Annotated in this window: 12 protein-coding genes and 1 pseudogene; 9 read left to right on the top strand and 4 right to left on the bottom strand. The window is 40.7% G+C overall.

All coding sequences use genetic code 11. The features are described from left to right. The 3 genes and pseudogenes from HMPREF2573_RS02905 to aroC form a co-directional block, all read left to right on the top strand. Positions 1–573 (top strand): annotated as a pseudogene (locus HMPREF2573_RS02905) (RNA degradosome polyphosphate kinase); the annotation flags it as partial. 6 nt (positions 574–579) lie between these two features. Then, entirely contained in the window at positions 580–1,068 is a 489-nt protein-coding gene (locus tag HMPREF2573_RS02910) for a YchJ family protein (RefSeq protein ID WP_003660143.1), read from the top strand. 116 nt (positions 1,069–1,184) lie between these two features. Next, positions 1,185–2,291, top strand: coding sequence for a chorismate synthase (gene aroC / locus HMPREF2573_RS02915; RefSeq protein WP_003660142.1), 1,107 nt, complete (start codon positions 1,185–1,187; stop codon positions 2,289–2,291). A gap of 119 nt (positions 2,292–2,410) precedes the next feature. Here aroC and HMPREF2573_RS02920 read toward each other — a convergent pair whose 3' ends face one another. Both HMPREF2573_RS02920 and lipB read right to left on the bottom strand, forming a co-directional pair. Beyond that, positions 2,411–2,941 carry an inorganic diphosphatase gene (locus HMPREF2573_RS02920; protein ID WP_003660140.1) on the bottom strand — a complete coding sequence of 177 codons (531 nt, stop codon included), beginning with the start codon at positions 2,939–2,941 and terminating at the stop codon, positions 2,411–2,413. 40 nt (positions 2,942–2,981) lie between these two features. After that, positions 2,982–3,725, bottom strand: coding sequence for a lipoyl(octanoyl) transferase LipB (lipB, locus tag HMPREF2573_RS02925; RefSeq protein WP_070472507.1), 744 nt, complete (start codon positions 3,723–3,725; stop codon positions 2,982–2,984). 212 nt (positions 3,726–3,937) lie between these two features. On the opposite strand from lipB, the gene pncB reads away from it, so the two are divergent. Then, a complete protein-coding gene (gene pncB, locus HMPREF2573_RS02930; protein ID WP_003662569.1) occupies positions 3,938–5,170 on the top strand; it encodes a nicotinate phosphoribosyltransferase in 1,233 nt (410 codons plus the stop codon). A 103-nt stretch (positions 5,171–5,273) separates the two neighbouring features. On the opposite strand, the gene xseB is transcribed toward pncB, so the two are convergent. Next, positions 5,274–5,504 carry an exodeoxyribonuclease VII small subunit gene (gene xseB / locus HMPREF2573_RS02935; RefSeq protein WP_003660134.1) on the bottom strand — a complete coding sequence of 77 codons (231 nt, stop codon included), beginning with the start codon at positions 5,502–5,504 and terminating at the stop codon, positions 5,274–5,276. A 227-nt stretch (positions 5,505–5,731) separates the two neighbouring features. On the opposite strand from xseB, the gene HMPREF2573_RS02940 reads away from it, so the two are divergent. Further along, positions 5,732–7,177, top strand: a complete 1,446-nt coding sequence (locus HMPREF2573_RS02940; protein WP_003660133.1) for an SLC13 family permease — start codon at positions 5,732–5,734, stop codon at positions 7,175–7,177. Between the two features lie 136 nt (positions 7,178–7,313). On the opposite strand, the gene HMPREF2573_RS02945 is transcribed toward HMPREF2573_RS02940, so the two are convergent. Continuing rightward, positions 7,314–8,258 carry a LysR substrate-binding domain-containing protein gene (locus HMPREF2573_RS02945; protein ID WP_003660131.1) on the bottom strand — a complete coding sequence of 315 codons (945 nt, stop codon included), beginning with the start codon at positions 8,256–8,258 and terminating at the stop codon, positions 7,314–7,316. A 204-nt stretch (positions 8,259–8,462) separates the two neighbouring features. Between HMPREF2573_RS02945 and HMPREF2573_RS02950 the strand changes: the two genes are divergently transcribed. The 4 genes from HMPREF2573_RS02950 to HMPREF2573_RS02965 all read left to right on the top strand — a co-directional run bounded on the left by HMPREF2573_RS02950 (position 8,463) and on the right by HMPREF2573_RS02965 (position 13,092). Next, positions 8,463–10,007, top strand: a complete 1,545-nt coding sequence (locus tag HMPREF2573_RS02950; protein WP_003673219.1) for an AmpG family muropeptide MFS transporter — start codon at positions 8,463–8,465, stop codon at positions 10,005–10,007. Between the two features lie 3 nt (positions 10,008–10,010). Beyond that, positions 10,011–10,898: a peptide chain release factor N(5)-glutamine methyltransferase gene (gene prmC, locus HMPREF2573_RS02955; protein ID WP_003664668.1), complete on the top strand. Its 888-nt coding sequence runs from the start codon at positions 10,011–10,013 to the stop codon at positions 10,896–10,898. Positions 10,899–10,921: 23 nt separating this feature from the next. Then, positions 10,922–11,683: a HesA/MoeB/ThiF family protein gene (locus HMPREF2573_RS02960; protein ID WP_003660127.1), complete on the top strand. Its 762-nt coding sequence runs from the start codon at positions 10,922–10,924 to the stop codon at positions 11,681–11,683. Between the two features lie 83 nt (positions 11,684–11,766). Then, positions 11,767–13,092: an ABC1 kinase family protein gene (locus tag HMPREF2573_RS02965; protein ID WP_003662577.1), complete on the top strand. Its 1,326-nt coding sequence runs from the start codon at positions 11,767–11,769 to the stop codon at positions 13,090–13,092. Positions 13,093–13,145 lie beyond the last annotated feature (53 nt).

The raw sequence follows: 13,145 nt of genomic DNA on the forward strand, positions 1-13,145 counted from the left end.
ATGGGTAGACCACTGCCATCAAAACAAATTTTACATGCACCATTTACGCTCCATGATACCTTGATGCGTTTGATTGATCATGAGATTGCCCATGTCAAAGCTGGCAAAAAAGGGCGTATCATCATGAAATTTAATGCACTCACCGAATGCAAAATCATTAATAAATTATATGAAGCAAGTATCGCAGGCGTTCAAATTGATTTGATCGTGCGTTCTATTTGCTGCCTTCGTCCGCAAGTGGTCGGTCTGTCTGAGAATATCCGTGTTCGCTCAATTGTCGGGCGTTTTCTTGAACATACCCGAGTATATTATTTTGCCAATGGTGGGGAAGAGCGTCTGTACTGTAGCTCAGCGGACTTAATGGATCGAAATTTATTGCATCGTGTTGAAGTGGCATTTCCTATACTTGATAAAAAGATATTTAAGAAAATCTATGAAGATGGCTTGATGAATTATCTAAAAGATGATGTACAGGCTTGGGAGCTGTTGGGTGATGGGAAGTGGCAACCGCTTTTAGTATCAGGTGGCACACACGATGCCCAAAAAACCTTACTTGAGAAAATCACCTTGTGAAAGTAGATGATAAAAGTAGATGATAACTGCCCGTGTGGCTCACTAAAATGCTATACTCACTGCTGCCATCGATATCATGGCGGTGATGAGTTTGCACCCACTGCCGAATGTTTGATGCGATCTCGCTACAGTGCGTTTGTCATTCAAAATATTGATTACATCGTACAAACCACTCTACCAGCTTTGCAACCGCTTTTGGATGTCGCTGCACTAAAGGCATGGGCAGAGCAAACTTGGTGGACTTATCTTAAGATAATATCTACTACGCCTAAAATTGGTAAGCGTCATGCCCAAGTGCATTTTTGTGCGTATTTTGAAGAGTTGGGCGTTCAAGGGTGTCATAATGAGTGTTCGGCATTTGTTAAAATCAATGAAAATGGACAAAATCGGTGGTATTTTCTTGATCCGACATTGCCAATCACTTTGAGTGGCAAGCAGCCATGTTTATGCGGTTCTGGCGAAAAATTCAAGGTCTGTTGCGGTAAATTTTTATAAATCATTGTTTATTAATCATCATGATATCTAAAAGGCAAGGTATCAATATCTTGCTTTTTAATTACCCAAAATATGCTAAAATAACGCATTTATATTAATCCGATAAAGGCAGCATCATGGCAGGTAATACCATTGGGCAACTATTTACTGTAACAACCTGTGGAGAGTCGCATGGCACAGGTTTGATGGCGATTGTGGACGGCGTGCCACCAGGGCTTAAGCTTGATGCTAAAGATTTACAATGTGAGCTCGATCGCCGAAAGCCTGGCACATCCAAATTTGCCACCCAGCGTAAAGAAGAAGATAAGGTTGAGATTATCTCTGGTGTCTTTGAGGGACATACAACAGGCACACCGATTGGGCTTTTGATTTATAATACTGATCAAAAATCCAAAGATTATGGCAATATTGCCAATACATTTCGCCCAAATCACGCCGATTATACTTATACCATGAAATATGGTTTTCGAGATTATCGTGGTGGCGGTCGTTCATCAGCTCGTGAAACAGCCATGCGTGTGGCAGCAGGTGCAATTGCCAAAAAGTACCTCAAAGAGCGTTTGGGCATCGTGATACGAGGGCATGTTACCCAAATTGGTACACAAAAAGCCCATGCACTTGATTGGGACTTGGTGAATACCAATCCGTTTTTTTGTGGTGATAAAGATGCCATTCCCAGATTTGAAGCACTGGTGACATCGCTGCGTGAACAAGGCACCAGTTGCGGTGCTAAGCTTGAGATATTTGCCGAAAATGTCCCTGTCGGGCTTGGTGAGCCTGTTTTTGATCGTCTGGATGCCGATATTGCTCATGCCATGATGTCAATCAATGCCGTTAAGGCGGTAGAAATTGGCGATGGTTTTGATGTGGTAGCTCAATTTGGGCATGAAAGCCGAGATGAGCTAACGCCTGATGGATTTACTGGCAATCATGCTGGCGGCATTTTGGGCGGTATCTCAAGCGGTCAACGCATTCGTGTTGCCATCGCTCTAAAGCCGACCGCCAGTATCACCACACCTGGTAAAACAATCAATTTGGCTGGTGAAGCGGTTGATGTGATTACCAAAGGTCGCCATGATCCTTGTGTGGGTGTGCGTGCCACACCAATCGCTGAGGCGATGCTTGCAATGGTGATTTTAGATCATTATTTGCGTCATCGTGCTCAAAATGCTGATGTTGTGCCACCAATTGAACCGATCAATAAGCCAGCAACATCCTATTAGTCAAACTTTGTAATATCAATGGGTAACAAATCAATAAAATGGCTAAAAACTCATCTTTTTTAGCCATTTTATTTATAATGATATTATTTAAAGAACAGTAATTTTTTTTAATGTATGACTTATTGCTCTGTCCAGCGTTTTTGGCTTTCTTTGATGACCTCTTTGGCAGTGTTGGCATCAAAAAAGCCCTCAACCACAGTTGAGCCTGGTTTTTTTAAGTCTTTATAATGACTAAAATGAAATTCAAGTTGCTTTATTAACTGTGGTGGTAGGTCGTCAAGACTATTATAGGCGTTGCCATTATTACGATCATCGGCAGGAACAACGATGACTTTATCGTCGACCTCGCCATCATCCACAAATTTCATTACCCCGATGACTTTGGCTTTAAGAAAAATACCCGTCGTCAAAGGCTGTTCTGTGATGATTAAGGCGTCTAATTCATCACCATCTTCATCTAAGGTTTGGGGAATAAAGCCATAGTTGCATGGTTTGGCAAAGGCAATTGGCTCAACACGATCAAGCTCAAAGCATGCCAAATGACGATTCCACTCAATTTTATGATTTGAGCCAGTCGGAATTTCAACAACCACATTGATGATACCATCATCAACATTGCCAGCATCTAGAATTTTATTAAAGTCAGCCATGATTTGCTCCATAAAGTAAATAAGATAATAAAAACCAAGCTCATTTTAGCGTATCTTGGGGTCGTAATTCAACCAAACCAGCGTGCCGACGAGCAATATTTTTAATCAACTGGGTGATAAATACCCCCATATCATCTGCTGTAAATTGCCCAAAACTTGATAATTTCGCCATTGGCATCCCTGCATAGCCACAAGGATTGATGGCATGAAAGGCACTTAAATCATTGATAAGATTAATGGCGATACCATGATAGCTAAAACCTTGCTTAATCTTAAATCCTAAGCTTGCAATCTTGCCAAGCATATCGCCTGTATGATTATAAATATATACACCGGGTGCATCACGGCGTGCTTTGACGGTGAGTGTTTTGGGTAAATAGTGTGCCATAATATCAATGATGGCTTGTTCGGCATGGCTGACCAAGTCTCTTACGCCAAAATTTAAACGATGTAAATCAAATAGCCAATACACGACCAATTGACCATCTCCATGCCAAGTGACCTGACCGCCTCGATCTGTTTGAATGATGGGCGTGTCTGTACGATATAAGATATGTTCAGGTTTGCTTGCTTGCCCAAGTGTGTAGACATTTTGATGCTCAACAATCCATAGCTCATCAGCATGATGCTGATTAATTTTCTTATTCTCAATGCGTTTTAATGTGTGGTTTAGCATGGATTCATGCACGGTCTGATAATCGGCATTATCCAAAAGACGCACCGTCAGCGTATCGGTGGACAAAGCAAGTAAATCAAGGTATGAAGATGGAGTGATTTTATTCATAATAAAGCGATTTGGTTTGTCAGATGGTTGATGTTATATTGCTTTTATTGATGATATTAGATTGGTGTCAAAGTTTGTGATAATATGCTAAAAACGAATGTAATTATGATAAGGTGTTTGGGATAAGAATGCAAGATGATTGATAAACTGATGCACAATCAATAGTTTTTGTGTATGATAGGCTGACATTTACCTAAACTTGGATAAAACTTATGAGCGTGATTTTAAATGATAATCAGCCCATCATCACCTCGCTGCTTGATAATGATTTGTATAAATTTACCATGCTACAAGCCATGTTACACCAATTCCCACAAACGCATGGCGTATATCGATTTCGTTGTCGTAATAATCATGAAACCGCCTTTGCTTTGGGTGAGATTAAAGCAGATCTTGAGCAGCAGCTGGATTATTTGTGTCAGCTAAAATTTACTCAAGACGAGCTTGATTATCTGCGTGGCTTAAGATTTATCAAATCAGATTTTGTGGATTATTTAGAATTATTTTCACTCAAACGCCGCTTTATCACCGTTTCAACTGATGAAAATCATTTTTTAAATATTGACATTGAAGGTCCAATGATCCAAGCGATGTTTTTTGAGATTTTTGTACTTTGTCTTGTTAGTGAGCTGTATTATCGCCGCTTGGCAACTGATGATATCATGGCAGAAGGTCAAAAACGACTGGATGCTAAGATTGCCTTATTGCATGAGTATCACGCCAAACAAAGCACGCAGCCAATGCCTGCCGATAACGCTTTTACGGTGGCTGATTTTGGGACACGCCGCCGATTTAGTAAAGCTTGGCAATATCATGTGGTCAAATCGCTTCATGAGGCTTGCCCTTTTATTGTTCGTGGGACTTCTAATGTTTATTTGGCAAAACAGCTTGGTATTACCCCAATTGGCACCATGGCACATGAATTTTTACAGGCATTTCAGGCATTGGATGTCCGCCTAAGAAATTCTCAAAAAGCCGCTCTTGAAAGTTGGGTGAGAGAATATCGAGGTGACTTGGGTATTGCATTGACCGATGTGGTTGGTATGGATGCGTTTTTGCGTGATTTTGATTTGTATTTTGCCAAGTTATTTGATGGTCTTCGCCATGATAGTGGCGACCCATACGAATGGGGTGATAAGGCGATCGCCCATTATCACCAACTAAAAATTGACCCAAAAACCAAAATCTTGACTTTTAGTGATGGTCTAACCCTACAAAAAGCATGGGATTTACATCAGTATTTTAAAGATAAAATCAAAACGGGATTTGGAATTGGTACAAATTTAACGAATGATTTGGGTGAAGTGCAGTTAAACATTGTTCTAAAACTGGTTGCTTGTAATGGCCAGCCTGTTGCCAAGTTGTCAGACAGCCCTGGTAAGACAATGATTGATGACGATACTTATTTGGCATATCTTAAGCAGGTCTTTGAAATCAAAGCATAAATATAAATATAAACATTAAACAGCCAAATACTGACTCAGTTTGCCATTTGGCTGTTTAAATTTTATGTATTGTTCAGTCAATCTATGAAATATGTATAAAAAATTATTCAGATGATTTATCTTGCGTGGCGACTTCTGCTTGTTCAAACGCTGATTGCAGTGCCTGCTCTACCGCTTCAATACGAGATTGACAAACACGGTATGCCGCCAAAGACTCCTCAACCAGTGTTACTAAGTTATCAATATCTAAATTATCATAGTGTTCAAGTTTATCGGCATTAGATTGTAAGATTTGGTAAGCGTCTTTAAAGTTTTTGGGGGTCGTGTGGCTCATAGTTTTTATCATTTGGTCAAAGTATTTTGGTTATTGTAACGAATTTTTGGGTTGATGTTAAGTTGTTTGTTCATTTAAACCAAAAAGATAAGGTTTATCAAAAAGATGGATAAACCTTATCTATTATTATCACAAAATCATTGCAAATTATAGTATTTTTGTTATTATATTTTTATTGGTAATTATTGAATTTTAAATTGATAAAAAATTATGGTCAAGGATTTGGTATGGCACAATCAGATCAATCAAAACAAACAGACTTTACGCTAAGAACGGATTTTCAGCATGATGATGATGGCGTACCACCATCAGGTGAGGTACGACCCGATGCCATCAAAGGCATCGTGATTACCGTTATTGCAGCCATCATCGCTTATGTGCTGTATGCTTTTTTACCATTTGAGCCTTTGGCAAATAAAGGCTTGGCACTACTTTCATTCATTGGTATTTTATGGCTTACCGAAGCGATCCATGTGACCGCAACAGCGATTTTGGTGCCGCTGCTTGCGTTGTTTATTGGTATTCCTGATTTTAATACCAAAGCGGCATTAACCAGTTTTGCCAATCCCATCATCTTTGTCTTTTTTGGGGGATTTGCATTAGCAGCTACCTTGCATGTCCAAAAGCTGGATAAAAAAATTGCCTATGGCTTGATTGGGCTGGCTGGTGGGCATTTGGGGCGTGCTGTGATGATGATGTTTGGTGTTACAGCAGCGTTGTCCATGTGGATTAGTAACACGGCGACAGCTGCCATGATGTTGCCTCTGGCAATTGGTTTGCTGGCCCAAGTAGATGCCAACAAAGATCGTAATACCTTTTTATTTGTACTTTTGGGCATTGCTTATTCTGCCTCTATCGGTGGTTTGGGTACATTGGTTGGCTCGCCGCCTAATACAATTGCCGCCAAAGAGCTTGGTATTGATTTTCGTGAATGGATGAGTTTTGGTTTACCAATGGCAATTGTGCTGATGCCGTTTTTGATTGGTGCGATGTATGCCATCTTACGCCCAAATTTAGGTCAGCGTGTTGAGCTGGGTACTCAAGAAGCCATTCCGATGACTTTGCCACGCATTTTAACAACGATTATCTTTATTGCCACAGCAGCTTGCTGGATTTTTGGTAAGCAGTTGGGTGCTGTTTTAGGCTTTAGTAATCCTGATACGGTCATCGCTTTATTTGCTGCAGTGGCGGTATTGCTGCTTGGTTTGGTCAGCTGGAAGCAAATCTCGGATAATACTGACTGGGGCGTATTAATGCTCTTTGGCGGTGGTATTGCTTTATCAGATGTGATGAAAGATACGGGTGCGTCTGCTGTCTTGGGTGAAAGTATTGCGACATTCTTGGGCAATTCATCAACTTTATTGGTTATTTTTGTGATTGCAGCATTCATCATCTTTTTGACGGAATTTACCAGCAATACCGCATCTGCTGCCTTACTTGTGCCACTGTTTGCACCAATTGGCGTTCAGCTTGGGCTGCCGCCTGAAGTTTTGATTATGGTTATCGGTATTGGTGCATCTTGTGCATTTATGATGCCAGTTGCCACACCGCCGAATGCCATCATTATGGGTTCGGGTCATGTCAAACAAAAAGATATGATGAAAGTTGGCTTTTGGCTAAACTTAGTTGCCATCGTGATTGTAACCGCATGGGCGTATCTATTCTTGGCTTAATGTGATTGTAACAACAAATCCCCAAATGAGATTTTGGGGATTTTAATCTTTTTGATTTTTTGTAAATTCTCATTGACCCTTAAAATCAAACAACCATCACTCAAAGGTGGCTTAAAAAGGTTTTTTGGGGCTTGAATTAGTTTTGGTCAAACTGTGCTTGGCATAATTTGATAAACTCATGACCAAATTTACGAATTTCGCTATCGTCACGCACCGCAATCCAGCTGGTAAATCGCCCAAAATGGTTCACAGGAATGGCAACCAAATCAGGATAATGCTTAGGCTGATATGCCATCTCGGCAATAATACCAACGCCAAGCCCTGATGATACATAAGTGCTGATGACATCTGAATCAAGTGCTGCCAAAACAATGTCAGGATAAAATCCTGCTTTTTCAAAGACCTTATCAATCGTGCCACGACCCGTAAAGCCGCCATGATAAGTGACAATCGGATAACTGGCTAAGGTCGGTAAATCAACACCATCAGGCACATCGGCAAATTCTGCCAGTTCATGTGTTTTTGGAACAATCACCACATGCGACCAATCATAATAGCGATGACAACGAAGCACGGCATTATTAAGTAGCGACTCGGTGGCAATACCAATATCGGCTTGACCACGAATCACCATTTGAGCAATCGTTTCAGGATCAGCCTGCTGTAATACTAAGTTGACTTTATCAAATTTTTCACGAAATTCTTTGACAATTTGGGGTAAGACATAGCGGGCTTGGGTGTGTGTGGTGGCAACAGTCAAAGTGCCTGCTTGAGCATTATTAAAATCAAGGCTTAAATTCTCAATGGTACGAATTTCAGCAAAAATCGCTTCAATGTGTGGCAAAAGTGCCCGACCGATAGGGGTTAGACCTGTTAAACGCTTACCTTGACGCGTAAATACATCTGCTTTTAGCTGATTTTCAAGTGCAGCGATTTGCTTAGATAGGCTGGATTGACTGGTGTGCAAAAGCTCAGCTGCTTGGCTAAGATTATAGCCATTCACCACAGTATGCCAAACAGTCTCAAGCTGTTTGAGCTGAATTTGTAGATGACGCTGGTTGATGACAATGTCGATAGCCATAAAATTCCTTGAGTAAATAAGTTGTCAAGATAAATTGGCTCATCATACCGAATTTTTACCCAAAAAGGTAAAAAAATTTACTAAAAAAACAAGAAAAGTATACAAAATTCAGCTAATTCAGGTAAAATGCAAAGAAAGATATCTCCTATTTTTACGCCATTTTGGCATTATTATTTGATACCATTAAAATTGGATGACATGATTATGAGCAGGATAACTCAATCTTACACAAAACCAAGTGCATGGCAAGCATTTTATCACGCATATTTTAATAAACATTCAGTTGCACTGTTATTTTTAGGATTTTCAGCAGGCATACCCATTTTATTAATTTTCTCAAGTTTGGGGCTTTGGCTTCGTGAAGCAGGCATTGACCGTGCGACAGTGACGATGTTTAGCTGGGCAGCACTGGGCTATTCATTTAAATTCATTTGGGCACCGCTGGTAGATGCACTGCCGCTGCCGATATTAACTCGGCTGCTTGGCAGACGCCGCAGCTGGTTGCTGTTCACCCAAATTTTGGTAATTACTGCTTTGGTTTTGATGGCGATGACCAACCCTCAAAGTGGTGAGGCGATGTTAAGCATCATGGCGGCAGGTGCAGTTTTGCTTGGATTTTCTTCAGCTTCCCAAGATATCGTGATTGATGCGTATCGTATTGAGAGTGCACCTGCTGATATGCAGCCTGCTTTATCGGCAACCTATGTTATGGGTTATCGCATTGGGATGATTGTATCGGGTGCAGGTGCGTTGTATTTGGCAGATTTTTTTGGTTCAATGATGGAGGCTTACTCTTATCTGGCATGGCAAAAAACCTATTTGATTATGGCAGCTGTCATGGGTATTGGTATTTTGACCACGCTGGTGATTTCAGAACCAAAAACAGTGGTTAAGCCCATCACCCAAACCTCAAAAAACGACCTGAGACTTGTTGTTGTCTTTATATTATCTGTATTGGCATTCATCTTGGTATTTCGTGGCATGGGTAGTATCCTACCTGAGACTGATGATGTTTTACTGCAATTTGTCTATGGAACAGTGAGATTTATGCTTAGTATCATCGCTTTTGGTTTGGCAAGTTTTGGATTGGTCCAAGCCAAAATCGCCCCCAAAGAGATGGTTATAAAAACTTGGGTTGATCCTATGGTGGATTTTTTTCATCGTTATGGTCAAAAGGCAGTGCTTTTATTGGTATTGATTGGCTTGTATCGCATCAGTGATATTATTGCTGGTAATATCTCAAACATTTTTTATCAAGATTTGGGCTTTAGTAAAACCCAAATTGCCGATGCTGTCAAAGTTGTGGGTGTGGTTGCTTCGATTGCTGGCGGATTTGTTGGTGGCTGGCTTGCCCAAAAGATAAATATCATCAAAGCGATGAGTCTTGGTGCGATTTTGGCTTGCACAACCAATCTGTTATTTATTTTTTTATTTTATACGCCAACTGTGCCGATGATGTACTTTGCTGTCATTACAGATAATTTGGCAGCAGGTTTGGCCAGTACCGTATTCATTGCGTTTTTATCAGCATTAACCTCCATTCGGTTTACTGCGGTGCAATATGCATTATTTTCATCATTAATGACTTTGTTGCCCAAATTAATTGGTGGCTATTCAGGTAGTATCGTTGATGCAACAAACTACGCATTTTTCTTTGGATTTACCTTTGTGATCGGTATTCCTGTGTTATTATTGATTTATTTGGTTAATAAGCATATTGATATCAACCAACCACAAATTGATGAATGAGCGATGCAAGTATCCAATCGGTTAGCCCTAACAGGTCTAACCATTAAACAAATTCGTGCAATCTTTAAGCAGCTTCAGTCTGATGTATTACCAATGCATTGGCTTGATGGTTGGTTGATGCATGTGCTTGATAAACCCTTTATATTTCTGATGACGGATGAAGATTATCAGCCAACTTTGGAGGAATCATCAAAAATTACCGCAGGTATTATGCAGCTGTCAGCAGGTAAGCCTTTGGCATATCTGACTGGGCAACAAAGCTTTTGGGGGCGTCATTTTTTGGTGAATGCCCATACGCTGATACCCAGAGCTGATACTGAAATTTTGGTTGAGATAATCTTAAATTATGCCAAAGCTCAACAAAAAATCCGCCAAACAGACAACAAAAATTTGGTTAATATTTTGGATTTGGGTACAGGTACAGGTTGCATTGGTATTACGCTGGCACTGGAGTTGGAATTTGCTCAGGTAGTTTTGGTAGATATCTCTTCTGAAGCACTTAAAGTTGCTGAGCAAAATAACCATCGCCTGAATGCACGGTGTCAACTTTTGCAATCACATTGGTTGCAGAAAGTCAGTGGTCAATTTGATATTATCGTCAGTAACCCCCCTTACATCAAAGAAAATGACGAGCATTTGGTAAATCTTAAGCATGAGCCAATCACGGCACTTGTGGCAGCTGAAGATGGTTTGACAGATATTCGCCATATTATTGAAACAGGTAGGGCGTATCTCAAAGATGGCGGATTGATGGCAATTGAGCATGGTTTTGACCAAGCGGAGGCAGTGCGTAACTTGTATTTGTCATCTGGTTATCTTGATGTATATACGATCCAAGATTATGGGGGTAATGACAGAGTAACGCTTGGGAGATATAAAAACTGTGGATAAACTGCGGATCAATAAGGTGTGTTATGGACAGTCATACAGTTGATGGTCATCTTACTGATGATGAAATGATGCGATATGCTCGTCAAATCTTGCTAGATGATTGGGATGTCACATCACAAATTCGCCTAAAAAATAGCCATGCGATTATTGTGGGTATGGGCGGCTTAGGCTGTCCTATCGCACAAATCTTGGTGCGAGCAGGGATTGGCTCAATAGATATCATTGATCATGATGTTGTTGATGTCAGTAATTTGCAGCGACAGATTTTATACACTGCGTTGGATGTCGGTAAATCTAAAGCGATGGCAGCCAAAGATGCACTACAAAAGCAAAACGAATGGGTGAGTATCACCGCCATCACTGATAAAATCACCCAAACCAATACTGATCAATTCATCAAACATACCGATCTTGTGATTGATTGTACGGATAATTTTTTGATTCGTGATATATTAAATCGCACTTGTCATCAGCACAAGCTTGCACTGTTATCAACATCTGCCATCGCTCAGACAGGTCAGATTGCGCTTTATACGACTGATACGGCGTGTTATCAGTGCGTCTTTGGTGATGCGTTAGGCGATGAGATGAACTGTAGTACCTCTGGTGTGTTGGCAAGTACCGTATCTGTGATTGGTGCTTTGGCATCACAGGTTGCACTTAGTTTTTTGGGCAAGCATATCAATCCGATTGCCAATGAATTGCTGATTTGGCAAGGTGAGCAATTTCAATTAAAAAAACTAAACATTTGCCGTGATGAGCATTGTTCGGTTTGTGGCGCATGACCGCCAAAGCAGTTTAAGTATTTTTGTGGTACTCTTGAATTTACGGTCTTTGATGACCATTTCAATTATTTCATAAAAAAACGATGATTATGCCAACATTTTTACCAAAAAATCCAGTATCTACCGCCAAAAAAGCACTGAACCAAAGTGTGCATGTTTTAGGTCGTATTCAAAAAACTGCCAGTGTTGCAGGCTTGTCAGCACTTAGAATGGCTAAGGGTGATAAAATGGATGCGTACCTTTTGCGTGAAGCGTTTGAGCAGATGGGCGTAACTTATATCAAACTTGGGCAGTTTATCGCAAGCACGCCTTCTATTTTCCCTAAAGCGTATGTTTTGGCTTTTCAAGGGTGTTTAGACCAGACAGCGCCAGTACGATTTGAACAAATCCGCCAAGTGTTGATTGATGAACTTGAAACGCCTGAGCGTGGATTGGGTGATATTTTTTCTTATATTGACCCTAAGCCTCTGGCATCTGCCAGTATCGCCCAAGTGCATAAAGCGGTACTTGCTGATGGCAGACAAGTGGCACTAAAAATCCAAAAACCAGGTGTAGATACGGTCATGCAAACCGATTTGGGGGTGCTGCATAGTGTATTTTGGGTGTTAGAAAAAGCAGTGCCTAGCCTAAAAGCGGCAAATCTTGCACCAATTATTGATGAAATGCGTGCCAGAATGTTGGCAGAAACTGACTTTTTGGCGGAGAGCCATCATATTGATAAATTCTTAGCACATCTACATCAAGTGGGTAATACCCAAGTGACTGCCCCCAAGGTACATCATAGATTATCCACCAAAAAGGTGCTGGTCATGGACTTATTAGTCGGTAAGTCATTGGTCGATGAGTCGCTTGTTTGGGATGGTACAGTAGGCAAAGACAGTAAAAAAATCATGAATGATGTTTTGGATACATGGTTTTTATCCTTGATGATGACGGGTGAATTTCATGCTGACTTGCATGCAGGCAATCTGATGCTACTTGATGATGGACGAATTGCTTTTTTAGACTTTGGCTTAATGGGGCAAATTCAACCAAGTAGCCTGCAGGCATGTTTTAATTTGGTACAAAGCCTACAAATGAACGATTATCATGGTATGGCACAAGCGATGGTCAATATTGGTATGACGCACGCACCTAATAAGATGAACATTGATCATCTGGCAAATGACTTACGGCGGATGCTTGGTAAAATCATGCCTGAGTCCACGCCTGCACCAGCCAATAACGACAGCCTAAATGTCATGATGCTAGAAATGGTCGATATTGGTAAGCGTCATGGCATCCATTTCCCTAGAGATTTTGCATTATTAACCAAGCAGCTTTTATATTTTGACCGCTTTATGGTAACTTTGGCACCAGATATGGAGCTGTTTGAAGGCAATCGCTTGGACTTGGTTAAATTGAATTAATCTGTCTGCGTGCATGTGATTGGGCTAGATTTTAAATTTAATACATGGACTTA

Origin of the sequence: Moraxella sp. HMSC061H09, from assembly GCF_001809255.1 — a bacterium.
In the GTDB taxonomy this organism is placed as follows: domain Bacteria; phylum Pseudomonadota; class Gammaproteobacteria; order Pseudomonadales; family Moraxellaceae; genus Moraxella; species Moraxella catarrhalis.